The organism is Saprospiraceae bacterium, from assembly GCA_016714025.1.
Classification (GTDB): Bacteria; Bacteroidota; Bacteroidia; order Chitinophagales; family Saprospiraceae; genus Vicinibacter.
Window position 1 is genome coordinate 2,724,395 of record JADJOB010000002.1, and the last position, 26,454, is coordinate 2,750,848.

18 protein-coding genes are annotated in these 26,454 nt (G+C 35.9%); 8 read left to right on the top strand and 10 right to left on the bottom strand.

The window, feature by feature from the left end:
• Positions 1-50 precede the first annotated feature (50 nt).
• On the top strand, positions 51-1,826 hold the full coding sequence (locus IPJ80_14075) for an ABC transporter ATP-binding protein (protein ID MBK7914614.1): 1,776 nt from the start codon (positions 51-53) through the stop codon (positions 1,824-1,826).
• A gap of 33 nt (positions 1,827-1,859) precedes the next feature.
• Entirely contained in the window at positions 1,860-2,207 is a 348-nt protein-coding gene (locus IPJ80_14080; GenBank protein ID MBK7914615.1) for a DUF3276 family protein, read from the top strand.
• Here the strand turns inward: IPJ80_14080 and IPJ80_14085 are convergent, their stop codons facing one another.
• The 4 genes from IPJ80_14085 to IPJ80_14100 all read right to left on the bottom strand — a co-directional run bounded on the left by IPJ80_14085 (position 2,208) and on the right by IPJ80_14100 (position 6,707).
• Positions 2,208-2,429, bottom strand: coding sequence for a DUF2905 family protein (locus IPJ80_14085; protein ID MBK7914616.1), 222 nt, complete (start codon positions 2,427-2,429; stop codon positions 2,208-2,210).
• A gap of 6 nt (positions 2,430-2,435) precedes the next feature.
• Positions 2,436-3,329 (bottom strand): nucleotidyltransferase, encoded by an 894-nt coding sequence (locus tag IPJ80_14090; GenBank protein ID MBK7914617.1) that lies wholly within the window; start codon positions 3,327-3,329, stop codon positions 2,436-2,438.
• Positions 3,330-3,449: 120 nt separating this feature from the next.
• Positions 3,450-5,003: a DUF1501 domain-containing protein gene (locus IPJ80_14095; protein MBK7914618.1), complete on the bottom strand. Its 1,554-nt coding sequence runs from the start codon at positions 5,001-5,003 to the stop codon at positions 3,450-3,452.
• Between the two features lie 15 nt (positions 5,004-5,018).
• Positions 5,019-6,707, bottom strand: a complete 1,689-nt coding sequence (locus IPJ80_14100; GenBank protein ID MBK7914619.1) for a DUF1800 domain-containing protein — start codon at positions 6,705-6,707, stop codon at positions 5,019-5,021.
• Positions 6,708-6,880: 173 nt separating this feature from the next.
• Between IPJ80_14100 and IPJ80_14105 the strand changes: the two genes are divergently transcribed.
• Genes IPJ80_14105 through IPJ80_14115 form a run of 3 tightly spaced genes read left to right on the top strand, consistent with a single transcriptional unit; the run spans position 6,881 to position 9,124 of the window.
• Positions 6,881-7,885 (top strand): NAD(P)/FAD-dependent oxidoreductase, encoded by a 1,005-nt coding sequence (locus IPJ80_14105; GenBank protein MBK7914620.1) that lies wholly within the window; start codon positions 6,881-6,883, stop codon positions 7,883-7,885.
• 33 nt (positions 7,886-7,918) lie between these two features.
• A complete protein-coding gene (locus IPJ80_14110) occupies positions 7,919-8,236 on the top strand; it encodes a 2Fe-2S iron-sulfur cluster binding domain-containing protein (protein ID MBK7914621.1) in 318 nt (105 codons plus the stop codon).
• Positions 8,237-9,124 carry an EamA family transporter gene (locus IPJ80_14115; protein ID MBK7914622.1) on the top strand — a complete coding sequence of 296 codons (888 nt, stop codon included), beginning with the start codon at positions 8,237-8,239 and terminating at the stop codon, positions 9,122-9,124. It abuts the gene before it with no gap.
• 2 nt (positions 9,125-9,126) lie between these two features.
• On the opposite strand, the gene IPJ80_14120 is transcribed toward IPJ80_14115, so the two are convergent.
• A complete protein-coding gene (locus IPJ80_14120; protein ID MBK7914623.1) occupies positions 9,127-9,990 on the bottom strand; it encodes a mechanosensitive ion channel family protein in 864 nt (287 codons plus the stop codon).
• 132 nt (positions 9,991-10,122) lie between these two features.
• On the opposite strand from IPJ80_14120, the gene IPJ80_14125 reads away from it, so the two are divergent.
• A complete protein-coding gene (locus IPJ80_14125) occupies positions 10,123-11,502 on the top strand; it encodes an inorganic phosphate transporter (protein MBK7914624.1) in 1,380 nt (459 codons plus the stop codon).
• Here IPJ80_14125 and IPJ80_14130 read toward each other — a convergent pair.
• The 3 genes from IPJ80_14130 to IPJ80_14140 all read right to left on the bottom strand — a co-directional run bounded on the left by IPJ80_14130 (position 11,495) and on the right by IPJ80_14140 (position 19,327).
• Positions 11,495-13,435, bottom strand: a complete 1,941-nt coding sequence (locus IPJ80_14130) for an OmpA family protein (GenBank protein MBK7914625.1) — start codon at positions 13,433-13,435, stop codon at positions 11,495-11,497. The genes IPJ80_14125 and IPJ80_14130 overlap by 8 nt on opposite strands.
• A gap of 364 nt (positions 13,436-13,799) precedes the next feature.
• Positions 13,800-16,886, bottom strand: a complete 3,087-nt coding sequence (gene secDF, locus IPJ80_14135) for a protein translocase subunit SecDF (protein MBK7914626.1) — start codon at positions 16,884-16,886, stop codon at positions 13,800-13,802.
• A 143-nt stretch (positions 16,887-17,029) separates the two neighbouring features.
• Entirely contained in the window at positions 17,030-19,327 is a 2,298-nt protein-coding gene (locus IPJ80_14140; protein ID MBK7914627.1) for a TonB-dependent receptor, read from the bottom strand.
• A gap of 40 nt (positions 19,328-19,367) precedes the next feature.
• Here IPJ80_14140 and IPJ80_14145 point away from each other — a divergent pair, with 40 nt between their 5' ends.
• Positions 19,368-20,141, top strand: coding sequence for a T9SS type A sorting domain-containing protein (locus IPJ80_14145; protein MBK7914628.1), 774 nt, complete (start codon positions 19,368-19,370; stop codon positions 20,139-20,141).
• A gap of 144 nt (positions 20,142-20,285) precedes the next feature.
• On the opposite strand, the gene IPJ80_14150 is transcribed toward IPJ80_14145, so the two are convergent.
• Positions 20,286-20,771: a hypothetical protein gene (locus IPJ80_14150; GenBank protein ID MBK7914629.1), complete on the bottom strand. Its 486-nt coding sequence runs from the start codon at positions 20,769-20,771 to the stop codon at positions 20,286-20,288.
• Positions 20,772-20,943: 172 nt separating this feature from the next.
• Here IPJ80_14150 and mutS point away from each other — a divergent pair, with 172 nt between their 5' ends.
• A complete protein-coding gene (mutS, locus tag IPJ80_14155; protein MBK7914630.1) occupies positions 20,944-23,520 on the top strand; it encodes a DNA mismatch repair protein MutS in 2,577 nt (858 codons plus the stop codon).
• Positions 23,521-23,553: 33 nt separating this feature from the next.
• Here mutS and IPJ80_14160 read toward each other — a convergent pair whose 3' ends face one another.
• Positions 23,554-26,454: a T9SS type A sorting domain-containing protein gene (locus tag IPJ80_14160; GenBank protein ID MBK7914631.1), complete on the bottom strand. Its 2,901-nt coding sequence runs from the start codon at positions 26,452-26,454 to the stop codon at positions 23,554-23,556.

A 26,454-nucleotide genomic window follows, 5' to 3' on the forward strand; every position in this document is an offset into this window, starting at 1 on the left:
GGATGGAATTCCTACAAAGAGGCTTAGCTTTGCCATGAAAACCTTAATTATTGAAACATCTATTTACATTAAATCGCTATTTTAATAAATACAAGAAAAAGCTTTTATTAGGGATACTTTTTGTAATACTTTCAAACATTTTCAGAGTCTTACAACCCCAAGCCATACGGGAAGCGCTTAACCGGATATTAGATTTTATTCAAAGCGATAAGGGTCAAATGCAAAAAGAGCAGCTTTATTCTGAATTGATGAAATTTGGATTTTACATATTTGGTTTTGCTTTATTAATGGGACTATTTATGTATATGATGCGGCAAACAATTATTGTAATGTCTCGATTAATTGAATACGATTTAAGAAAAGACATATTTCAACATTATTTAAAATTGGATACTGCATTTTATCAACAGAACAAAACCGGTGATCTGATGTCCAGGATAACAGAGGATGTGAATAAAGTACGAATGTACCTGGGCCCAGCGTTGCTTTATGGAATTAACCTGATCAGTTTGGTATTGATTGTCATCATTACCATGTTCAAGGTTAATTTCATGCTTTCATTATATACTTTATTGCCTCTGCCATTTCTTTCGTTTATTATTTATTGGGTAAGCAACAAAATCAATAAAAAAAGCGAAAAAATACAACAGCAATTAGCTCGATTGACAACAGTAAGCCAGGAATCTTTTAGCGGCATCCGGATAATTAAATCCTATGGGATGGAAGCCAATTGGAAGCGAGATTTAGGAGAAAATGCAAAACAATACAAAGATTTATATCTTGGACTATCTCGAATCGATGCCCTCTTTTTTCCTTCGATGCTTTTATTGATTGGATTAAGTACATTAATTACCATATTTGTAGGTGGTCTAAACGTTTATAACGGCACAGTTACTCCGGGAAACATCGCAGAGTTTGTTATCTATGTCAATATGCTGACATGGCCTGTTTCAGCCCTTGGTTGGTGTGTTTCTATCATACAGCAAGCTGAAGCTTCTCAAAAGCGAATCAATGATTTCTTACAAGCAAAATCGGAAATCGAATCAAATGGACCTCAAAAATTGCCGGGCTCTTCATATGATATTGAATTTGAAAACATTAACTTTCAATATCCAGGATCGAAAATCAAAGCTTTGACAAATTTCTCAGTAAGCATTCCGAAAGGATCTCGAGTTGCTATCGTTGGAAAGACGGCGTCAGGAAAAACGACCCTAGCAGAATTACTCCTGCGTTTGTACGATCCCAGTTCAGGTACGATCAAATTAGGCGGCCAAAATTTAAAAAACATTCAAGTCGAATTGCTGCGAAAGCAAATTGCCTATGTACCTCAGGATGTGTTTTTATTTTCTGAAAGCATAGAAGACAATATTGCTTTTGGAATTGAATCTCCAGAGCCCCAACTTGTCAAGAAAGCTGCCACTTATGCTTCGGTGGCAACAGAAATTGAAGAATTTCCAGAAGGCTATACCAGTATTTTAGGAGAACGAGGAGTCAATGTTTCAGGAGGACAAAAACAGCGAATTAGTCTGGCAAGGGCGTTTATCAAAGATTCACCTATCATTGTATTAGACGACTGCTTGTCAGCCGTAGACTCCCAAACAGAACAGCGGATTATGGAAAGTTTTGACACCTATCTTTCCGGGAAGACATTGATATTGATTACACAAAGATTAAAACAAACCGCCCATATGGATAAAATCCTGGTTTTAGAGGATGGAAAATTGGTTCAAAGTGGAAATTTTGAAACATTAGTTAAAGAAAAAGGCCTTTTTTCACAACTTTATGAGATTGAAATAAAAGCCGAAAACAATATTCAGGAAAAATAACATATATTTACATAGCATTAAAATTCTTGTCCCGTGGAAAATGAAAAGCATATCGAGAATATTTTTTCAAAAAAACTAAGGGCCGGTAAGCGCAGGACCTATTTTTTTGATATTAGAAAAACAAAATCCGATGATTTTTTTATATCCATAACGGAAAGCACCCGGAAATTTACTGGCGAAGGCTATGAACGCCATAAAATTTTTGTCTATAAGGAAGACTTTAATCGTTTTGTAGAAAATCTTCAGGAGGTGATTAATGAAATCAAAACCAATTATTTGCCAGATTTTGATTACGATGCATTTGCTAAAAGAGATGAAGAATGGGAGCAACAAAATCCTGAAGGTTCGAAAAATCAAAACGACGATAATATTGCCTGGTAGTTATTGTTTTAAATAACGTATCAAATAATAGATTGCATTTAAGAGCAAGCTTATAAGCAGTAAGCTAATTATCGGAAAATAAATTCTATAGTTAGATCCCACCCATTTAATATCCCCGGGTAAATTTCCAAACCAAGAAATGAATTGTCTAAAATAAGTAAAGGAAATTCCAATAATCACTAGTATCAATCCCAATATGATTATTTGCTTTCCGACTTCCATGTTAAATTACAATTTTTCAGGATAGATTCCTGCCTGAATCATATCATTAAATGCTTTCTCCACCATTGGTTTATCTTCTTTATATGTAACACCAATCCAACTTGAACTGGAATGCAATACATCCACCTCTGTTTTGTGAGTATCTATTAAATCCTGGATTAATTCCGGTATGTAAAATTCTGCTCCGGAATTAGTCAGATTCTTTTTAAGAAAATTATTAAAAAATGTATTTGCCCATACAAAATAATTAGATTGAAAACCCCACATATTCATCGAAACCGGAGTGTCTGGATTTAAAAAATGTTTGTGATCATTATGCTCAAAATAAATTTCAGGTTGCTTATTAATATTCTTACACTCCAGAATACTAATCAATTTATTCCCCGGACTTATTTTACAAATTCCCCGGTTTACAGCTCCATAATCTGACAGGGTATTTATTAATGGATACGCAACAACTGCATAGTTTTTCGAACCACTTGAAAGAAAATCAAACAGTACTTGCATGGCATTTCTGCCATAAAAATCATCTGCATTAATTACCCCGAATGGTCCATGAATTGCATCTTTGGAAACCCAAACTGCATGGCCGGTTCCCCAAGGTTTTACGCGATCAGGAGGACAAACAAATGATTCAGGCAATCGATCCAATTCCTGATTTACAAATTCAAGTTCGACTTTACCAGCCCAATGGGCATTGACCCGATCCTTAAACTCCGCTGCAAAACTATTGCGAATCACAAAAACTATTTTTTCAAATCCGACTTTCAGTGCATCATAAATTGAATAATCAATAATTGTTTCCCCAGACGGACCAAATCCATCCATTTGCTTTAAGCCACCATAACGACTTCCCATTCCAGCTGCTAAAATTAATAATACTGGCTTTTGACTTTCCATATTTATTATTTAAATGCAATATTACTACTGGAAATGCTTAAATGCAAATTCACTATTTGAAGCAATAAAAAAGCCCACATGTTTATTCATCATGTGGGCTAAAAAAATAATTTCAATTACTTATAGCTTAATTAATGCTTTTGTTTTTTGAGCACTTTCAGAAGCTATACGCACATAATAATTTCCGCTTGCCAAATCTTTTAGATTTAGATCAAGTTCATGTTTTCCACTACTCATTCTGCCAGAATGTAAGACTTGGATTTCAGAACCTATAGAGTTAAATACAGTGATTCTGATAAACTCATCTTTACATTCAAAACTAATTTTAGATGATTCTTGTGCAGGATTTGGATACGCTTCAAAATTTAATGAAAAATCGCGATCATAATCCTGAACAGAAGTTGGGGAGCAGCCTTCAATTACAGGCAATTTTTGGAATTCCTGGAATAGTAACTGACTCACAACTGATGGAGCAACCTGAAACCAATCAATCAATACGGAAGCATAGATCGATCTGAAATCATACTGCATTGCAACTCCTTCATCATTGGTAACGTTTGCATTGATCGTTGGATTATTTCCAAGTATCCCAGGATTTACACAACTGCCGAATAAAAACATAGGCGCTGCTGAACCATGATCTGTTCCGGTTGAATCATTGGCTTTAATTCTTCTTCCAAATTCTGAAAAAGTCATCCCTAATACGCGTTTACTATTCCCTGATTGGTCAATTGCTGCTTGAAATCCTGCAATTGCATCAGATAATTGCTTTAATAAATCTGCATGGGTTCCTATTTCATGATCATCCGGATCACATTGATTTGCGTGGGTATCAAAAGTGCCAATACTTACCACATACACTTTTGTTTTCATGCCCCCTTTAATTAATTGAGCCACAATATTCAATTGATCCAGCAATCTGTTGCCTGTTGTAGCAATAGTTCCACCTGCCGCGTCATATGCATCTTTAATTACATCGGTATAATCGTTGGTTTGCTTTAATGTGTCAATTAAATATTTCAGTTCATTCCCATAATTCGTTGTTGGGATAGTTGTAGGAAAAGCTGGCTCGTTTAGAGGAGCTAGTGTCGCAGGATCATTAATCGCTAAGCTAAAATTTGCGACCGAACCCTGACATGTCTGGCTCACAAGCGATCCAACAGTTATTGCCAAAGGGTCAGGATTGTCCGTATTTGGATACCCCGATGGGTAGCTGAGGTGATTTTCCATATAATACCTGCCTAACCAACCAGTTGTTTCAACCCGTTCAGCACTAGAACCCGAAGTCCAAATATCAGTTGATCTAAAATGCGAACGGTTTTGATTAGGATATCCTACAGACTGAATCAATTTTAGTTTACTGGCATCAAATAAAGATTTTAAACCAGTCATCGAAGGATGCAGACCAAGATCCGTACGAAGTTTAATCGCCAAACTTTCTTTAATCATTATTTTACTACGAACCTTATCAAGATTCGAATATTGGTCTAATGGAAGCACCATGTTTAAACCATCATTACCACCTGTCAATTGAATCAACACCAATACTTTATCATTTTCAGGACTAACAAAATCCAAAAATGAATTTCTAGCCACCGCACTTACAGGGATCCCATTGATTAACATCGGCACAGATGCCAGGGAACTAACTTGCAAAAATTTTCTTCTTTTCATTTTTTTGAATTTTAATTAGCTTAAATAATATTCAGGCATCGTTAATAAATTGGAGATTAGCAATTTAAGTCTATTCTCTACCGCAGCTTTCTTTTGAGTATCTTTTGGTTCGGCAACAAAAGCATCCCAATTTGTTTTCCATTGAGCTTCTGTCAAATTACCCAGTAGTTTAGACTTTAAATAATCCAGCTGATTTTGGTAAATTGGCTTGGGTAATAAATGGGCGACAATGTCATTTATTAATCGTGTTGCATCTCCAGGAGCTGAAAAATCACTTACATAATCTGTCAATTCCAATCCAAATAATTTTTGAGCAATGTTCCGAACTTTAATGGTTTTAGCTGCAAGTCCTGTTGTTAATGCAGTACGCAAAGGCAGGGTTACAGAATTTACCCAAATTTCATGGAAACTTGGCTCCTGATAGTAAGGAGTCCATCCGGCAACACTTGGAACATCGAAATAAACTTGTTGAAGTCCATTGGTGCTTCGGTATAAATGCAGATATAAATTGTAAGTATCTTCAATTGAGCTAACCTGGGACGAATTAAACTTCATTGCTTTTAGAGTATTGAAGATAAATTCATACGGAGGTCGTATCAAAGCACCTAAAGATTCATCTGTATAAAAGTGCGAACTGGAAAGCAATTCTCTGACTACCGGTGCAATATTAAAATTATTTGCAACCAAAGTATCTGCCAAACCATCCACGATATCTGATTCTATGGCACTGCTTACTTTGTAATAAATAAAATAGCGATACAACTTACGACAGATAAAAGTTGCTGCTTCACGTTTTTCAAAAATTAAATCAACCACGTTTTTATATTCATCAGCTCCAGCATTTACGATAGACTTATTGCCAAAACGATGTGATAGTAATTTAGTTGAGGTATCATGTAAGCCAGGAACAAATGCAGCCAATGGAATGTAGGTTGTATTTCTTCGGTCAACAGGAACCGTCCAACCGGTTAAAGCTTTAGCAACTGCCAATACATCCTGCTCAGTAAAGGTAGTATAGTCACCAGGTCCAGCCAAATCGCCTTTTCCAAGTGTAAACAATTCCATTAATTCCCGTGCAAAGTTTTCATTTGGCGCCACATTGGTATTTTGATTTCCATTTAAGTAAATCAACATAGCTTTATCAATTGTAATTTGCTTAGTCAGTTCTTTAAAGTTTTTCAGACAATTTTCCCTTAATAATTGTATGTAGTCAAAACTCATTCGTGGATCATAAATCTCAGACACTACAAAATGATTGTGCCAGAATAAGGTCATTTTTTCAGTGATAGAAACTCCTTCTTTGTAAATCTGCTCCATCATCCAGGCAAATAGTGAATTTTCCTTAAAAGCCACATTGCCCTGAATACTTGGATTTAGCGGAGTTTTTACCCAAGACTGTCCTTTTGTTACATTAGGATCTACAGGGTTATCCGAATATATGACCGGGTCCAATGGTAGTTGGACTGGAGTAAATAATTTATCCAGTGTCTTATCCATGCCATCCCGCACCGCATCTAAAATTTGTTGGTGTGTAGGTCCAAACATGGCTCTCCTGAGTAAATGAGCTGCATTTGCATAATTCCAAGTCCCGGAATAGGGAGTCAACCCGCCACCCAGAGGCAAAGCATCTTCCTGACGGCGATTGCCCACTGTAGCAGCAGCTTCTACCCCCAGAAATTTTTTAAAAGTGGTCCTTCGATCCATAAGAAATTAATTTTATGTGTTTTTAATTGGAGTGATATGAATTAAGACTTTTATTATATGAATTCGTTTAACAAAGATTAGAAAAAATTTAACTAAATTAAACGAACGCATCCGAATAGTCTCTACGATGTAATTGGGTAAAGGGTTGTTTTTCTTTAGCTTTGCGGTTCAAAATGGATATTAATACTGATATAATAATAATTGGAGCTGGTCCTTGTGGGTTGTTTGCTGTTTTTGAAGCCGGTTTATTAAAAATGAGATGCCATCTGATTGACTATTTGCCAATTGCAGGTGGACAACTCTCAGAAATCTACCCCAAAAAGCCTATTTATGATATACCTGGCTATCCGGAAATCCTGGCAAGTGATTTAGTCACTAATTTATTAAAACAAATTGAACCCTTTAAACCTGGATTTACCTTTGGTGAACGAGCCGAAACTTTAATTAATCATGGACAGGAAGGTTTTGAAATTGTAAGCCATCTTGGAACGCGAATCAAAGCCAAGGTGATTGCAATTGCCGGTGGCCTGGGTTGTTTTGAACCCAGGAAGCCTGAAATAGAGCATTTAGATAAATTTGAAGATCACGGGGTTGATTATATAATAAAAGATCCGGAAAAATATCGAGGCAAACACCTGGTGATTGCTGGTGGAGGGGATTCCGCTTTAGATTGGTGTATTTATTTAGCTGACATTGCTGCATCGATCCATTTAATCCATAGAAGATCTGAATTCCGCGCAGCACCAGAATCAGTTGAAAAATTAAAAAGACTTAGTGACACAAATAAAATTAAACTAATAGTAAATGCCGAACTTAAAAGCCTGAAAGGAAATCAAAATTTAGAAGGAATCGTGGTTACAACTGAACAAGGGCAATTGGAAATTGAAACAGATTACTTAATTCCACTTTTCGGCTTGAGTCCGAAACTCGGACCTATTGCAGATTGGGGACTTCAAATTTCAAAAAGTGCAATCGATGTAAACACATTTGATTATAGTACTAACATTCCAGGAATTTATGCAATTGGAGATATCAATAATTATCCAGGAAAATTAAAACTAATCCTTTGTGGCTTTCATGAGGCAACATTAATGATGCAGTCTGCTTATAAAATTATTAACGAAGGAAAGAAACCAAGTTTTAAATACACTACAGTAACTGGGATAAACAATTTATGATACATTCCATTATTGATATATAAATTGAACACCATGGAATGGCTCACCGTATATATTCGCGATAAAAATCAAATAGATCATGCTATTCAGATCCCAAATGAAGCTTCCTATAGCCTAATGGAATTGTTAAAAGCATCTGAACTCCCCATTCTTGGCACCTGTGGAGGCATGGCTTTATGTGCATCTTGTCATATCTATGTGCATTCAGAAAATAATTTGCCTGCAATGAAAGATGCAGAAGTATTATTGCTCGATAGTTTAGTAAACAGCCAACATAACAGTCGTTTAGCCTGTCAAATTCCTGTTGGAGATTATTTGGATCAACTGATTCTTGAAATAGCAGATCAATAAATGTTCAAACAATATGAAAATAGACGAGCAATTGCAGCATTAATCGCAGTTTGTATCATTTGGGGAACCACCTACCTCATCAACAAACTTGGCGTGAGCAGTATGCCGCCACTTTTTTTTACTTCCATAAGGCAATTGACAGCTGCCATTTTGTTATTAATGTATTTGTTTTTCATTAAAAAATTAGCTTGGCCTGATCGATCATTTATTAAGCTTCAATTGGTTTTAGGATTATTATTAATCAGCGGTGGAAATGGACTGGGTATTTATGGCTTGCAATATATTGACAGTGGCATTTCTGCAATTCTTGCTACTTTTTCACCCATTCTCATCGCCTTTTTATTATCCATACTTCAAAAAGAACATCATATTTCAAAATGGACATGGCTGGGATTGGGTTTAGGCTGCTTTGGAATCCTGATAATATGTTTGCAAAAAATCGGAATGCATCCCGGGAAAGCTTCTATAATTGGAATAGGATTTACCATGCTTTCAATTATAACATGGGCATTTGGATCTGTTTACAGTAAAATAAAAAAGCACCATTACAATCCATTTTTGTCAGCTGGATTTCAAATGTTATTTGGTGGAATCCCAGTATTAATCATTTCATTATTGACCGAAAAGCCTTGGACTTTCCAAATTGAAACCTATCATATTTTGATTTGGGCTTATGCTATTGTATTAGGTTCATTGGTTGCTTATTCCTGTTTCATTTACAGCCTGAATCATTTACCTGTAACACTGGTTAGCATCCATACGTATATTAATCCTATAATCGCTATTTTATTAGGCTCTTTGTTACTTGGGGAAATAATTAACTTTTGGATTCTGATTGGTGCAATTGTAACGCTTACTGGTGTTTATCTTGTTACGAAACACAGTTAAATTTATTCTGAAGAGTTAATAAATTCTCCATTTTGAATCAACTTGTGAACTTCATTCAGAATCGTAGCCTTAATCTCCTGTTCAATAATTGGATCCACTTTGATTAATGCAAACTGCAATTTATATTTTATATCATCTTTTCCAATGCCAGCAATTTTAAAATTTGCAGAATATTTTTCATAATTTGGTATAAACCTTTCCAATACAGAAACAATCTGCTTTTCTAATTCCAATTTACTGATTTTGATTTTGTGGGACAAAATAAATTCCAGATTGTACTTTCTGATTTCCTTCTGTGTAAAATTCACAAGATCACTAAAATAAGCCTTCGTATTTGAAATGTAAATAATGTCGTCATCATCATTTTGTAATACAATTTTGTGAATATTAATATCGATGACTTTACCTTTTTGATCTCCAATTCTCACATAATCGCCAATTGCGAGATCTCGCGAAAAACTTATATTGAACCCACAAATAATATCCGTTACCAATTCTTTGGATATAATTGCAATAGCAGCAGCAACTATACTTAATGAGGTGAGCAACTCTTCTGGTTTCAAACCAAAGAAACCAAGTATCATAACCACTACCCCTATGCCAGATAAGATATAATAGATATTTTGAAGCCCAATAATGACATTATCCGAATATTTATGCCCAAATTTCTTGCGTTTGCGATAAATAAATTGGCTTAACCTGATTCCCAGGTTGATGGATGTCCAAAATATCAAAAAGCTAAAAAGCGGATATAATAAATTAGAATTATCGACAAAAGATTGTAAAATATCAGATCCTAAGCCATAACGCAAAGCGATCAGAATGATTAAAATCACTAGTTTTATAATAAATTTAAAAATATTCATATCCGGTGATGCTAAATAAGTAATAAAAAATCAAACTGTGCATTTCAATTCCGCCAAACCGTGTAAATTTACGAATCCCAAAGCTTAAAATTAGTTGGAGTGTTTGAAATAAATATTGATTTACAAGGCACTATGGCAATTATTTGTGTGCTTTGCATTATTACTGTGTGTTTGTTTGAATTTGTCAATGGCTTTCACGACACCGCCAATGCCGTTGCAACTGTCATTTACACTAAAAGCCTTAAACCAATTCCAGCAGTAATCTGGTCAGGAATCTGGAATTTCTTGGGAGTTATTTGCAGTTCGTACCTTTTTGGAATGGCTGTAGCTGGCAAAATAGCTGCACTGATCCCTCTTGAATCTGTGCTATCTCGTGATTTTTCCGAAGCTATTGCTATGATTGTATCTGCATTAATTGGCGCTATTATCTGGAATGTGGGTACCTGGTATTTTGGAATACCTTGTTCCAGTTCACATACAATGATCGGTTCTCTATTAGGAGTAGGAATTGTTTTCTCAATATTACCTGGAAGCGGAGACAAAGTGGGTGTTAATTGGGGTGAAGCATATAAAATCATGAATTCGCTGTTGATTTCACCACTTTTTGGGTTTTCAATGGCAATTGTATTGATGTTTATGCTAAAATCCTTTGTGAAGGATAAAACCATTTTTAAAGAACCAGAAAACGGCCAAACTCCCCCATTTTGGTTAAGGGCTATCCTAATAGGAACCTGTACTTTGGTTAGTTTTTTTCATGGTAGCAATGATGGTCAAAAAGGGGTTGGACTCATGCTCATAGTACTTATGGCTTTCATGCCTGTTCAATACGCACTGGCACCAGATTTTAATAAAAATGAGTTTGCTCATACTTTAAAATTGATGAAAGAATCCTTAAATCGAGAATCCACTTTAAACTATGAAATGGAACGAACCCTTTGTGCCAGTGCAGATAAATTAGAACATTTTGAAAAATACATTGAAAGCTTAAATGTCACACAAGGCCGCCAGTTAATGATTGCACGCAAACAAATGGGCGTACTTTCTAAAGAACTCAAAGTAATTGTATCCGAACCCAATTTAATTACAGAGAAGTCTAACCAACGAATTTTAAAGGATGGAATTCATAAATTGAATAAATACACCACCTATGTCCCAACATGGACCATTATTTTGATTTCAATTTCTTTAGGAATTGGTACCATGATAGGCTGGAAACGAATTGTAGTAACCATTGGTGAAAAAATTGGTAAACGCCATATGACATTTGCCGAAGGCGCTTCTGCTGAACTCGTAGCCTCAAGCACCATAGGATTGGCATCCGGACTGGGACTCCCCGTGTCAACTACTCATGTACTCTCTTCCGGAGTTGCAGGAGCAATGGTTGCGTCAAAAGGAATTAAGAATCTTCAAAAAGGAACTGTTAAAAACATTGTGTTGGCTTGGGTGCTTACATTACCTGTTACCATTTTAATAAGCGGAGGTTTGTATCTTTTGATTCGACATTTTATCTGATAAGCGTAAAAGTTGTACGCCTGTTTTTTTGATGATCATCTTCTGAACAGGAATCACAAGAACAATTTATTGCCGGGTCGTTTTCTCCATACCCGGTATGAAACAATCGACTGGAATCAATTCCTTTGGCTATTAACCATTGCATTGCAGCATGAGCTCTTTTTTCGGATAATTCAAGATTGTATTTTTCATCTCCCCTACAATCTGTATGGGAACCCAACCGTATCCGTATTAACGGATTTGTAATTAACAATCCTCTTAATTTTTCCAATGATCCCACAGCATCCTGCCTAATATTCCATTTATCAAAGTCATAATACAATTCAGGAATTACAAATTCTTCCTCATAACGAATCGGGATCAATTCTACAACAATCGACATCATAAATAAACTATCGGCAGTTAACTCTGGTTGCGTTGGCGTAGTGAATGAAAATTCATTATTCAAATAATTTTTCTTACTTGCCAAAAATGTATAAGATTCTCCAGGAAGCAGTTTAAGTGTGATCTTTGAATTTGATTTTGAATTGACAGAATTCCTGGATACTTTTTCAATTAAATCAACTGAATCAACAGGGATTTGTTTCGACGATTTATATGATTCTGCGGTCACAAATTGAATATTAGCCTGCACTTCCCACTTAAACTTTTTAGGACCTTGCACAACTGCAATCTGGCTGCGCTTTCTTAATTCCACAGAATAAATTTCGTCTTGTCGATTGAAATTTCTGTTAGAACTTAAAAGTGCTTTTTGAAAAACTGTATCATTCGCCACGAAATTTTTATCAATATAAAATCCAAAATCATCCGCTTCCGAATTAATATCAGGTTTCAAATTAATGGGAGGAGCCCATTTCGACTCCGAAATTTTATATGTTTTAAATACATCCAAACCGCCTAAGCCAGGATGCCCATTGCTGCTAAAAAAAAGAGTGTCATTATACCAAACAGGAAATTTTTCATCATAGGCTGAATTGATTGGTTCTCCCAGATTTTCTGGAACAGTCCAACCCTCATTTCCCAAATAACTTATATACAAATCATATTGCCCAACGCCACCAGGTGCATTTGAACTAAAAACTAAGATTGAATCCGATTTGTATAAAGCAGGATGATAAACATTTGAATTGTCAAATCCTAAATCTAAGCGTTCAGGTTCAGCCCAACTGCCATTTATATATTCAGATTCATAAATTTTACAGAAGTCTTCCGGCTGATCATTTGCATCACATCTGGTAAAATAAATTTTACTTCCTATAGAATTAAAACAAAATGAACCTTCATTTGACTTACTGTTGATCGGTTCTGGTAACGACTCGACCGAACCGTTTTTAAATAAATAAATATCCGAAAAACTTCTTCCAGTCCAACCAAACTTAGAATTTTCATGCCTCGATTCAGAAAGTCTGTCAGATACAAAATAAACTTTTGTACTGTCAAAAGTTAGTGCTGAATAATCAGAAGCCTTATCATTTAAGGCTGTATAATTGGTCAATTTATAATAAAAATCAGTTCTTTGTTTAATCCACTCCAGATTTAGCCTACAGATTTGAATATCCTTTTTATACTCCATGCCACCTTTTAGCTCTTGCATTAATTCCTGGTAAGCTAAAATAGCGGCTTCATAATCTCCGGTATTCTTTAAAGCGATTGCATATTCTTCCAAAGCTTTTAAACCATAATTCAAATCATAAGCCTTTTTAAACCATCCAAGAGATTGATCGTAATCACTTAAATATTTATAACTCTGACCTAATTTGAATGCTTTATACGCTTTTTCCTTTGGATTTGAAACTTGATCGATTTCATTCTTATAAAAACCAATAGCGTTAGCATATTGCTTGCTTTGAAAGGCCTGATCCCCTGTTTTGATTTTAATTTGGTAGCTACAAGCTGCCAATAGCAAGGTCAACAGAATTCCAAACTTATTCATCTAAATAATAACGCTTTAATCGTTTCAAAGTTATACAGATATTCTAAAAATTTCTAATTCAGAAAACTCATTTAAAGCGCTTCTTACTAATTAAATACAGATTAATTCTTGTTCATTTGAAGCGGAAATGACCACTTACTGCACGCTTATTTTATTCATCCAGTATAAATTGATTAAATGCAATTGATGAAATTCAGCATTCAATAGCTATTTTAAGTTCATTTGTATTTTTTACCCAGCCTTCAACTGATTCATACAAATCAAATGCTTAAAAAGCAGCAATAAGATAAAGGGGGTTTCATTTATAAAAACAAAAGCGCCATTTAGCAATTAACTAAATGGCGCTTTATGACTGATTATTAATTTAAACCTTAGCTACTTGTTTCGTCAGCTTACTGGTTTCTTTTTTAATGGTGTATTTTAAATTTTTTGTAAAGTCAATAACAATAGGCATAGCAACACAAATTGAAGAATATGTACCAATAATAATACCTATTATCATAGCGAAACAAAATCCTTTTGTACTTGAGCCCCCAAAGAAAAACAACAATATAATTGTCAACATGGTAGCCAAAGATGTATTGATGGTACGCGACAAGGTGGTATTAATAGCAGCGTTCACCAATTCTTTATCTGACTTATCACTGTCCATTCTCAAAAATTCCCGGATCCTGTCGAATACGATAACGGTGTCATTCATTGAATACCCTATGATGGTCAATACCGCTGCAATCAATGTTTGGTCGACTTCCATTGCAAATGGCAAACGGCCATGAAATAAAGAGAATGCCCCCAATACCACAATAGTATCATGAAATAAAGCGACAATAGAGCCCAAACTGTATTGCCATTTATAAAATCTGAATAGAATGTAAATAAATATTACTAAAAGTGATAATAAAATTGCCTTGTAAGCACTTGATTTAATATCATCTGCGATTATGGGTCCAACCTTACTAAACGAAGCGATATGAGTGCTTGAGTTTTCGTTTTTAACAAAATCCTCATATTTTACATCTTCACCAGTTGCTTCATTGATCCCTTCGAGTAATTTATGATTTACACGATCAACAACATCATCACCTGTTTCATTAATTAAATAGGAAGTTGTAATGTTGTATGTATTTTTAGTATCTACACTTTTTACAACAGGATTTCCTTCGAGGCTTTTGGTTAAGGAATTTCTGAGTTTTTCTACATCAACGTTTTTATCAAAAGATACATTATAAGAATAACCCCCTTTAAATTCGACACCTAATTCAAATCCTCTGGTAAAGAATGAAATAAAACTAATTATTATCAAAGTAAGCGAGAAAATGTAGTTGTACTTTCTATGTCCAACCCAATCTATATTAATGTGTTTAAACGCTGTCTCTGTTATTTTACTTGAAAAACTCAATGCTTTTCCTTTGTTGATTGTCCACCAATCTATAATAAGTCTGGAGACCAACACTGAGGTGAATAATGAAAAGATAATCCCAATGATCAATACAATGGCAAATCCTTTAATTGGACCTAGACCGTAAATAAATAACACGATACAAGTCAATAAAGAGGTGACGTGTGAATCTATAATCGCAGAATACGAATGATAAAAACCTTTTTTAATTGCCTCTAAGTAGGTTCGGCCAGCAGCCATTTCTTCTTTGATACGCTCGTAGATAATAACGTTTGCATCAACCGCAATACCCATAGTCAAAACCAAACCGGCAATTCCAGGCAAGGTTAAAACAGTACCGAAGGAAGCAAGGGTTGCAAGAATAAACAACACGTTTAAAAACATGGCTACAATGGAAACAAATCCACCTCCGGTATAATAAACAACCATAAAAGTCAAGACGAGGAAAAACCCACCCAATATCGACCACAATGATTTTACAATATTTTCTTTTCCCAAGGATGGACCCACCAAAGACTCCTGAACGATTTTAGTTTTTGCAGGCAATTTTCCTACTTGCAAAATGTTTGCTAAATCTTTTGCTTCGTCGATGGTAAAGCTTCCTGAAATCTGAGAATTACCTCCCAATATTGGCTCCCGTACACTTGGGCAGGATACAACTTCATCATCCAATAAAATGGCGATTTCTCTTTTATTATCATTGGCTGCCCGGGTGGTCATATCTCCCCAAATCTTTGACCCCTTATTGTCCATCGCCAAACTTACCACTACTTCACCAGTTACGTTATCCGGATTTGCTGAAGCTCTGGCAATATGCTCTCCATCCAAAGGAGCTGAAGATGCTCCCGGACGTTTTTTGATAGCATAAACTGCATAGGTAGTTGAAGTGGCATTATCCGTGGTGTTTTTAATTGGTTTATGATCCAACCTAAATTCCATATCTGTTGGCAAAAATGCTTGTACTTCTTGCTTATTTACCAATTCTAAAAATCGACTTCTATTTGATTTTTCAACAGTTCCAATAATAGAATAAGCACCTGCTGCGCCTCCGGAAGGAGTGAAAATAGAGAGTAAAGGACCCTTATCAGACAATGGATCTGCTGTGCGGATTGTATCAGTACCTACTAAGGTTGAATCGATGCGATTTCCTAATGAATCCCGTTTATACTCGTATTTATCCTTTAAAGTATATTCATCTTTAATAACTGTAGAAGTATCTCCTTTTGCAAGGGCTTTCAATTTTTTATCTGCATTAATGATGGCTTCGTATACCCCCGGGTCAATGTTTCTATAAACTTCCCAGAACTCCAACTTGGCACTTGCCTGTAGGTATTTTCTGGCACGTTCCGGATTATCAATACCAGGTAATTCAACAACTATCATATCTCTGGCTTTATCCAAAGAGACGTTGGGTTGTGTAACTCCTAATTTATCTATACGGTCTTTAAGACGTTTAAAAGTTAAATCAACGGTTTCGTCCGCAATCTGACGAAGAATACGGGCAACATCAATATCCGAAGATTCAAAGTTGATCCTATCTTTCATGGTAGAACTGCGTGAAAACAAAACGGCTAGTTTCTTTCCACCAGATTCCTTTTGATATTCCTGAACAAAAAGAGTAATAAAATCCGTTTGGCTTGTTTTCATACGCTCAGAAGCGTTATGAATCGCTGTTTTAAAAGCGGGGTCCGGATTGTTATTGGATAAAGAAACCAACAATTCACTTAAATCAATTTGAAGAATGGAGCTCATGCCTCCTTTCAAATCCAGACCTAAAGCCAACTGCTGTTTCTTTAAATCGGAATACGTATACTCCTTAATAAGCGGAATCCTGAAAATTTTCTCACTTGAAAGTGAATCCAGGTATTTAATCCGATTTGCTTTTATCGCAGTTTGTTTTGCGAGATCATCCGTAATTGAAGCACTTTGTTCTTCAGCATACTGCTCTGCATCCCGCTCTACCTTGTTTGTTGGCAGGTAATAAATAAATTGCAAAACACAAACAAATATGATGGCGAATAAAAGCCACTTCACAATTCCTTTCTCAGACATATGTAAAAATTCTTAATTTTTTGGAAAACGTCGCAAATATAGTGCTTCCAAGTGAATTGAGATTGATTTTCAGGATTTTCCTATGGTTTATTTTAAAGCTTATTATTATTATGTACTTAATTTATAAGATATTATATAAATTTTTAAAACGTATATGTTCCGCGGAGGGTTAAATTTCTAGGGGCATTCAGAATTCCGGGTCTTACACTATAGTCTTCATTGAACAAATTATCCACATTTACCTGAAGGTCCAAATGGGTAAAATGATAGCCCATTCTAAAGTCATAAACCCTATATCCATGATTGTGGGTCGTTCGATAATCCTTTATCCCTTTAATAAATGCATTCAATTCAAACAACCAATCAACGGCATGCATATGGGATGCATAATTAAATGCCAGACCCATATACAAGGACTTATAGTCCACTTGAATATCCGATCGGAAGAGATGTTTAGAACGGTACTTCAAAATATTTTCATCAGAAGACGAGTTAGCAGCATTTTGTTTGGCCCTGGAAGCAGTATCCCGCCCATTGATAGGTAATTGTTTGCCTGCTAGATCAAATTCCAGATACTTTGGATTGATGTAGGTATATCCTCCTCCAAAAGTTAGTTTCACCTCACCAATTTGCTTTCTGGCCAATAATTCCAGCTCAAACCCTCTGATATCTGTATCCCCAATATTTCTGGATTGAAATTGCAATTGGTTATTCAAAACAAATTCCATCATGTCATAATAGCGCGATTGGAATACTGAAAAATCAATCAAGCCCTCCAGATTTCCAAATTTTAGCAATTGCTTAATTCCAAGCTCAAAGCTTGAACCTCGTTCTGAATGCAGATTTGGATTTGGGACAATGCTTAATCCTCCTGCTTTTGTGCTTATAAATTTTTCAGCTATGGTTGGAAACCGGTATCCCTGACCATAGGATCCCCTCAAATAAGTTGCTTTAAATACCCTGTAATTGAAACCAAATCGAAATAAAGTAGTGTCCTCTGTGACTTTTGGATCAATGGTTACTCCTGAAAGCGTTTCAGGTCCATTGATTTGATATGACTCGTATCGCAGGCCTCCAATTAAAATGAGCCGACTAAATAAACTTTTTTCAATCTGACCAAAGAAAGCCAGATTCCTGTGCGTAAAGCGGGCATCGCTGTATAGCTCAGCAATTGTCCAGGATTGGGTATACAAGGTTCCGGCTAAACATTGCAATCCCAATTTTTTAAACGATTTTCCAATTTGGTATTCTGTGTAAATATTGTTGCTTTTATTTTCCTGGTTATTGTCTGCTCCATTAAAAACATGATAAAATCTGGTTTTAAGTTTATGCTGGAACCCATTTTTGCTATCATAATTCAAAGAAGGATCTATTGTAAATCTTATTTTGTTACTCGAACTGGAAGATCCCGGCGCGCCTTCAAAATAGCCATTGTCTTTCCAATAGAAAAAACTTGAACTTTCTCCTTGATTATAATTTAGTCCTAAATTAAGGGTAAACCGGTCATGAATGCGTTTACGAACTAATAAATGGATCCGTCCATTTTTAGAATCATGTTCTTTGTTATACCCTGTTTTACTTGTAAAACTCATGCTTGCAGACAGATCAGCCCAGCTGTATCTTTTACGATGTACAAAATTTACAATTCCTTCATAAGGAATTGCCGCCACACTGTCTTTTCCCCACCATTGTTTTCCACTTGATGGATTTAAATAGACTTTTGGAACAAAAGAAATACTTGTATAGGGGTCCGAGCCAGGAAAATTGGTCCTGAAATGGATGATCCCATTCATTGCAGAGCTTCCATAAAGGGATGAAGATGCTCCTTTTAAAATTTCAATTTGCCCTAAATTTTCCAAAGGCAGATCATCCCAGTTAGGATACCCAGCATCAGGATTTAAAACAGGTAAGTCATCCAACAATAACAAAACCCTGCTTCCAGCTCCATAAGAATATCCAGATCCGCCTCTAATATTTGCCTGACCGTCAATGATCTGGACACCAGGTACCCGGTCTAACAATTGCGCACAACTGTTTGTGCTTAAGCGATCTGTCAAGGATGTTTTGATGACGCTAATAGAAACCGGTGATTCTTCTAAAGGTTTCTCGAATCGGGAAGATGTAATCACGGTTGTGTTAAGGAGATACGATTCAGGTTCCAATTCAATCATCAGATCGCTTTGATCATTAAGTGAGAGAATAAATTCTTTATAACCAACCATTTTAAAAAATAATGTCCGTATACTATCTGGCAATTCAATTTCAAATTTTCCAAAATCATCTGTAAATACCGCCAGCTTGCTGGCAGCCACGGTTACTCCCTGCAATTCTGCTCCATTTCTAATATCTACAACTTTACCTGAATACGTGCGTGTTTGGGCAGACAAAAAGTTTAACAACAGGAAACCAATGAATCCGGAATAAAGTATTTTCTTTGTCATTTAAAATTCTTAACTTGCATTAAAATATACCTCGTCAAATATGAAGCATTTTTACCTGATCATCTTGAATTTCTTTATCGTTTGTTCCCTACAATCGCAAAATTGTTTGCCTGACTCGATTTATAGAGATTCTTCTGCAGGAGTTTATCCTAAACCTGTCAGCCCTACGAATCCCAATGGAGGCATTAATAAAAAGGCATGTATCAACAAACCTTATGAATTTGTATTTACTGTCGTGGTACCAGATACTGTCGTGGTTCCGGCATTTCCATCTCCAATTGCGTTGGAAAAAGTAGCCATCGATACGGTAAACGCAATAACTGGATTGCCTAAAGGAATTAGTTACGCATGCAATCCTCCCGATTGTGTTTTTAATAAAAATACTTCAGGTTGTTTGGTTTTACGAGGAACTGCTACAACTGATAACACACCGGGAGATTTTAAACCCATCATTAAAATGACTTTAACGATTAATTTAGGCATCCCTTTTCCATACGTAACCGAATATCCCGGCCCGGCTTTTCCAGGTGAGTATATATTAACTCTTGTATCCGAACAAGACTGCGCATCAGCAAGCCATCAGGAAGATTTAGTTATTAATTATTGGTTCCCAAATCCAAGCAGTGGGCAATTGACGAATAAATCCAATTCCATCGAACAAATTAAAGTAATGGATACTCAGGGACGTATTATTCAATTTAATAAAAATTCAAAGAATACCATTGATTTGAACATGTTAAACAATGGCGGATTATTTTACATTCAGTGGATAGACGGTTCAAAATTACTAACCCAACAAATTGTAATTAAATAATTTGGCAATACCTAAGATGCTTTTGATTCTATTAAACTAAATATTTAGTTTAATAGCCTATTATTATTTTCAAAAAAGGCTTAGGCGAAGAATTGGTAATTAGATTGATTTTTAGCTTATTTATTAAACAGGCAATTCAATTTATTATTCTTCTTCATCAAGTTCATCATAGAATATTGGATCAATCATTGGTAAACCAATAAACATACTTTCTTCCTTACTTACAGACATCATCCTTAAAATACCTCCAGAAGCTCTTGCAATTTGTTCAGCATATGCTATAAAAGATGAATACAATTGACTGGCAGTACGCATATTTAATTTGATGAAAATATCATTTATTGCCACTAATTTTTTAGAAATTTCACGACTTCTGGAATCTGCATCTTTAGGAAGCGTACTTAAGAATTTATCAAACAATGCACTGTATTGTGAGTCCACATCTTTATAGTAAGGTTTCAAATCAAAATGATTACTATAACTCCTGATTCTTACAATTTTTTCGGCCCATGCTTTTTCATTAAGGTCAATATCATTATCAGCCCCGGCAATTAAAATCGCAATCAGTGGAATGGCTTCAATAAGAGTTTGGTACTCTTCGTCTTTTAGAGCTCTAAATGCTGAAATCATAACATCAGTTTTTGATAAATCGGTACAAAACGTATTACAAATCTAAAACGAAATTTGAAGCCATGTAAATTTTTTTAATTAGATTTTGACTTCTTGCCGTATAAAGATACACGTTATATTTGTGGCAAATCACAAATTGAAAGGAGAAGCACTCTTATTTGAAATCAATACAATGACTCCATTGATGGAGCAGTATTACACGATGAAGGCAAAGCATCCAGATGCGATCCTTTTATATCGAGTGGGCGACTTTTATGAAACATTTGGAGAAGATGCAATTACAACATCCAAAGTCCTGGGGATCGTTTTAACCAAAAGAAACAATGGTGGCTCTGATATCGAGTTGGCAGGTTTTCCCTACCATTCCTTGGATGCATACCTTCCTAAATTGGTTCGGGCTGGCTATCGGGTTGCGATCTGCGAACAATTAGAAAAGCCTAGTAAAGGCAAAAAAATAGTCAAAAGAGGAATAACTGATGTCATCACCCCGGGAATTACCTATGATGATAAATTACTTGACCACAGAAAAAATAATTTTCTTGCAGCTTTATATATTGACGTCAATGGAATTGGCATTTCACTTGCGGATGTTTCAACCGGAGAGTTCTATTTATCCCAGGGACCTTTAGAATATATACAAAAGCTTCTGGAAAGCTTTCAGCCTTCCGAAATTATTCTAGCAAGATCAAAAACCGGATTTTTCGATGCAAATTTTAATGAACATTACTATACCTATCCATTAGAAGACTGGATCTTTCAATTAGATTTTTCAAGAGAAAAATTATTGAGACATTTTAATGTAAGCAGTCTAAAAGGCTTTGGTGTTGATGAATATCTATCAGGTCAAATAGCCGCAGGGGCAATCATTTATTATCTTGAATTGACCGAAACTAAAAACCCAAATCATTTATCGCACATCAGTCGCTTGGCGAGTGATGAATTTGTATGGATGGATCGGTTTACTATAAAAAACCTGGAACTGATTGATTCACTTCATCCGGAGGGAAAGAGCTTATTAAATATATTGGACCATAGCCTGACGCCTATGGGCTCCAGATTGATGCGAAAATGGATCGTAATGCCTTTGTTGCAAATTGAGCGAATTGAAAGAAGGCATCAAATGGTTGATTCCTTTTTAAAAGCAGTCGACTTGGAAGATGATTTGTTTCAAACTTTAAATCATTTTGGTGATCTGGAAAGGTTGGTTTCAAAAATTCCACTTAGGCGAATCAATCCCAGAGAAATTAATCACATACTAAAAAGCCTGTTAAAACTTTTACCACTTCGTGCTATTTTGCAACAACATGAAAGTACAGGTTTAAAATTACTTGCTGAAAAGATTCAGGAATGCGCCAGCCTGGCACAACTAATTTCCGGACAACTGCATCCAGATGCACCCAATCAAATAAATAAAGGAGGTATTTTTATTGAGGGCTTTTCGAAAGAGCTGGATGAATTAAAATACATTTTACATCACAGCAAAGATTTACTTTTAGAAATTCAGAAAAAAGAAATCCTCAACACCGGGATTACTAATTTAAAAATAGGTTATAACTCTGTATTTGGCTATTTCCTGGAAGTAACTAATAAATTTAAAAACCAAGGGCTCGTCCCAGATCATTGGGTTCGCAAGCAAACCATGTCCACAGGGGAACGCTATGTCACAGATGAATTAAAAAAACTTGAAGTAAAGATTCTTGGTGCTGAAGAACGTATCATTCAATTAGAGGAAGAATTATTTGAAAAATTAGTGGACCAGTTGCAGGAGTATTTAATTCCATTACAGCAAAACGCATATGTTATTGCTGAAGTGGATGTCTTGTTTTCATTTGCCAGAACTGCTAAAACCAATGCATATTGCAAGCCTCAGGTTGATGACAGTCAAATAATAGATATTAAAGACGGTCGGCATCCGGTTATTGAAAGGCAAATGATAAGTGGTGAAACTTACATTCCAAATGATATTTACCTGGATTCAGATCAACAACAAATTCTGATGATAACCGGTCCAAACATGTCAGGAAAGTCTGCCATCTTGCGACAAACAGCGCTGATTGCTCTTATGGCTCAAATTGGTTCCTTTGTTCCTGCTCGTGAAGTTACTTTGGGATATATCGATCGTGTTTTTACACGAGTAGGCGCAAGTGACAATATTTCTTCCGGAGAATCCACCTTTATGGTAGAAATGAATGAAACTTCTTCCATTTTAAATAATCTATCAAACCGATCGCTCATCTTACTGGATGAAATTGGACGAGGTACCAGTACTTATGATGGCATTTCATTAGCCTGGGCAATCGCAGAATATTTGCATGAAATTCCAGAGCGAAGAGCTAAAACTTTGTTTGCCACACACTATCATGAATTAAATGAATTGAGTGCTTACTTACCAAGAATTAAAAATTTTCATGTTGCCACTCAAGAGTTAAATAAAAAAGTGCTTTTTCTTCGTAAATTAATGCCAGGTGGCAGTGAACACTCCTTTGGAATTCATGTAGCTCAAATGGCCGGAATGCCGCAAGCCGTTTTACAACGTGCTGAAGAAATTCTCAGCGACCTGGAAGAAAAACGGGGCAACCAGGAACACATAGTAATTTCAGAAAACACCCGGAAATCAAGCATTCAAATGCAAGAAACTCCTACAAATTCGCACAAAGAATTAGTTGATTTATTGAAATCACTTGACATACAAACCATGACTCCCATCGACTGTATGATGAAATTGATTGAACTAAAAAAGAAGCTCTAACCAATACGAAGAGCTCAATACAAAAGCAATTTGCTACTTGATTACAAGTTTTATCGTTTGTGCAATGTCTTCTGAAGATAAATTAATAAAATAGATGCCACTTGCAAATTGGTTTGCATCTAATTCAAAAATTGCCTTCGCATTATTTTGACGCTTTGCCCAAACTTGTGTACCATAGCTATTTACCATCCGAAGTTGATAAGGCTTTGATTGTGCAAGTGAAACATGGATTCTAAATGCTTCTGACACCGGGTTGGGTTCAACTTTAAACTGCTTGATTAATTGATTCTCAAAATTTGCTGTAACCTCTTTAATTTCAAATGGCCCAAATGTTTTAACACACTGGTTTGCATCTGTAACATTGCAAGAATATACACCAACGCCTAAGTTTTGCACAGGATTTGTATCTTGACCATTTGACCACTTGTAGGTATACTGCGGAACACCCCCTTCTAGTTTTAACTCAATCGCACCTGTATTAAGTCCGGCTGCACTTGGAATAATGGTAAGATCTTTAAGTGTAATTGCCTGAGGTTCCTTTATTAAAAACCCTTTTGTGACTTTTGTACCTTGCGCATCAGTCACTTCTACCGAATAATTTCCAGCTTGCAGCTGAACTAAATCCTTAGACTGCATGGCGTTGTTCCATAAATAACGATAAGGAGGAACCCCACCCTGAATATTTATTTTAATACTGCCATCAGTTCCTTCAAAGCAACTAACATGTTGAAGTTCATAGGATGCGATACTAAGCGTAGCAGATATTCCTATTAATAATTTATTGCATTTAATATTCTGGCCGCAATCATTAGACACTGTCAAACAAACTTCAAATTCACCTTCGTTGGCAAATAAATGCTCTGGATTTTGAATTAAGCTGGTAGTCCCATCTCCAAAATTCCAATTCCAGGAAGTAGGCAAGCCATTCGACTGATCGTTGAATTGTAATTTTAATCCATCGATACTTTGATCAAAAAGTGCTGTTGGTTCTGTTTGCTGGTAAACTTTAACCGATGCATCGCTTTCGCATAAATTTTTAATATTCTTTACGTTTAAGTGATAATCACCGCCTTTATCTACGACAGGATACAACGTTTGTGCTCCAGATTTTATATTTCCGTTCGCTGACTGCCATTGATAAATGAAATTTCCACCCTGTGAGGATTGTGATGCATCGATAATGACTTCTGTATTTATACAACTAACATCTTTTTCAGCTTGGGCTGCTGCAATCGGTTTTTCCTGATCCACTTTGATTTCAATAGTGTCTTTAGAAATGCACAAATTAATTGTATCTTTTACTATAAAAATATAACTTCCGGTATCACTTACCAGGATCTTCGAACCTTCCTTGTAGAACAAGGTATCGTAAACTTTTTTCCAACTGAATTTTGTTTGTAAATCTTTGCTACTACCTTTCGCTTCATAGACCTTCATCACACAATTCAGGCTTGTATCGCGATCCAATACTACATTCGGATAAACCCGTTTGTCTAAAACCAGGGTTGAATCTACATCCAAACAACTGTTTGAAGCATCTGTGATTTTTAAAAGATACGTTCCTGGTTTACTTATATCTGGAGTAACACTTTCTTGTCCTCTAACAATTTTACCATCGCGGGTAGTCCATAAAGTAATTAAATTGGCACCTTGACTGGATTGAGAGCCATCAAGACTAATGACATCATTTAAACAATCGTAATTTTTATCGGGCCCTGCATTTACGGTTGGTTTATGAGTGACTCCAACGAAAGTTCTGGAAGTTTCAAAGCAACCATTATTATCAGTAACTGTAACGGTATAGTATTGATCTCCTTCCAAATCTGCAAAGTAATTACTTCCTTGATTTCCTAAGCCTAAATCAAACAAATAAGGTGGAATTCCCCCCGCAGCTTTACACGAAATAGATCCATTGCTTCGATCGCAAGTTTCTAATCCCGGAACTGAACTCAAGGTAACATCTGTTGGTTGGGTCAAAGTATACGTTTTTACTCTGGTGCAAGATGCATTATCCGTAACCGTTACCGTATAAGCTCCGGCTTTAAGATTCAGTGGATTGTCGGTGCGATCTCCATTCGACCAATTAAAGGTATACGGTGGTGTACCATATTCGACCTGGAGTGCAATACTTCCTGTGGGTTCGTTAAAGCATTTAATGTTTGTTAAAGTAGCATTGGTGATATCGACTCTTTTAGATGGCCCACTTACCACGTAAGGTCCTTTCTCAATATAATATCCATTTAAATCTGTAATTGTAACGGAGTATGTCCCTCCAGGAATATTCGTTAAATCTTTAGTAGTTGCTCCATTGCTCCATTTATACGAAATGGTGCCAAAACCATTCGTAACTGTAGTAACCACTTTTCCATTATCCCCGCAAGTTGAGTTTGTTACTACTGCACTTGCCGTCATTTTAAAACTTTTAGTAATCCAATTTACGTATTCATTGTAAGTCCGGGTTTTTATTAACCAGGCCCGTTTATCTGGTGAAATCACATAAAGGGTTGGATAGTAAGCAATAGCATAATCACTATTTACTCCAGGACCATTATTTAATGAAAGATCCGCAATTGGATAAGGTGTACCACTTACCCAATTTCCCTGTGTACCGCCAACACAGCCACTGGGACCGTATAAACAGTTGGTATTGGTTCCCCAATCCGATTCCAGGAAAACCACAGTTGTTTCATTACTTAGATTATTGTAAACCGATTCCAGTACTCCGCTTTGATGAAAACTCCAGCATGGTCCGCACCAGGTCGCTGAAAAATCGAGGCATGCGGCTTTATTGGCACCCATCATCGCATACAAACTATATGAATTTCCATTAATATCCTGAACGGTGAAATCAGGAGCCGTGCTTCCTTCCTGCAATTGAGATTTTACAGTAAACGAAACACAAAACAAGAGACCAAAAACCAGGAACTTTTGCAT

Excerpts from the sequence above, each read along its gene's own strand:
- IPJ80_14085 (MBK7914616.1), bottom strand. The coding sequence starts at position 2,429 with ATGGAAGTCGGAAAGCAAATAATCATATTGGGATTGATACTAGTGATT.
- IPJ80_14090 (MBK7914617.1), bottom strand. The coding sequence starts at position 3,329 with ATGGAAAGTCAAAAGCCAGTATTATTAATTTTAGCAGCTGGAATGGGA.
- IPJ80_14095 (MBK7914618.1), bottom strand. The coding sequence starts at position 5,003 with ATGAAAAGAAGAAAATTTTTGCAAGTTAGTTCCCTGGCATCTGTGCCG.
- IPJ80_14100 (MBK7914619.1), bottom strand. The coding sequence starts at position 6,707 with ATGGATCGAAGGACCACTTTTAAAAAATTTCTGGGGGTAGAAGCTGCT.
- IPJ80_14105 (MBK7914620.1), top strand. The coding sequence starts at position 6,881 with ATGGATATTAATACTGATATAATAATAATTGGAGCTGGTCCTTGTGGG.
- IPJ80_14110 (MBK7914621.1), top strand. The coding sequence starts at position 7,919 with ATGGAATGGCTCACCGTATATATTCGCGATAAAAATCAAATAGATCAT.
- IPJ80_14115 (MBK7914622.1), top strand. The coding sequence starts at position 8,237 with ATGTTCAAACAATATGAAAATAGACGAGCAATTGCAGCATTAATCGCA.
- IPJ80_14120 (MBK7914623.1), bottom strand. The coding sequence starts at position 9,990 with ATGAATATTTTTAAATTTATTATAAAACTAGTGATTTTAATCATTCTG.
- IPJ80_14125 (MBK7914624.1), top strand. The coding sequence starts at position 10,123 with ATGGCAATTATTTGTGTGCTTTGCATTATTACTGTGTGTTTGTTTGAA.
- IPJ80_14130 (MBK7914625.1), bottom strand. The coding sequence starts at position 13,435 with ATGAATAAGTTTGGAATTCTGTTGACCTTGCTATTGGCAGCTTGTAGC.
- secDF (MBK7914626.1), bottom strand. The coding sequence starts at position 16,886 with ATGTCTGAGAAAGGAATTGTGAAGTGGCTTTTATTCGCCATCATATTT.
- IPJ80_14140 (MBK7914627.1), bottom strand. The coding sequence starts at position 19,327 with ATGACAAAGAAAATACTTTATTCCGGATTCATTGGTTTCCTGTTGTTA.
- IPJ80_14145 (MBK7914628.1), top strand. The coding sequence starts at position 19,368 with ATGAAGCATTTTTACCTGATCATCTTGAATTTCTTTATCGTTTGTTCC.
- IPJ80_14150 (MBK7914629.1), bottom strand. The coding sequence starts at position 20,771 with ATGATTTCAGCATTTAGAGCTCTAAAAGACGAAGAGTACCAAACTCTT.
- mutS (MBK7914630.1), top strand. The coding sequence starts at position 20,944 with ATGACTCCATTGATGGAGCAGTATTACACGATGAAGGCAAAGCATCCA.
- IPJ80_14160 (MBK7914631.1), bottom strand. The coding sequence starts at position 26,454 with ATGCAAAAGTTCCTGGTTTTTGGTCTCTTGTTTTGTGTTTCGTTTACT.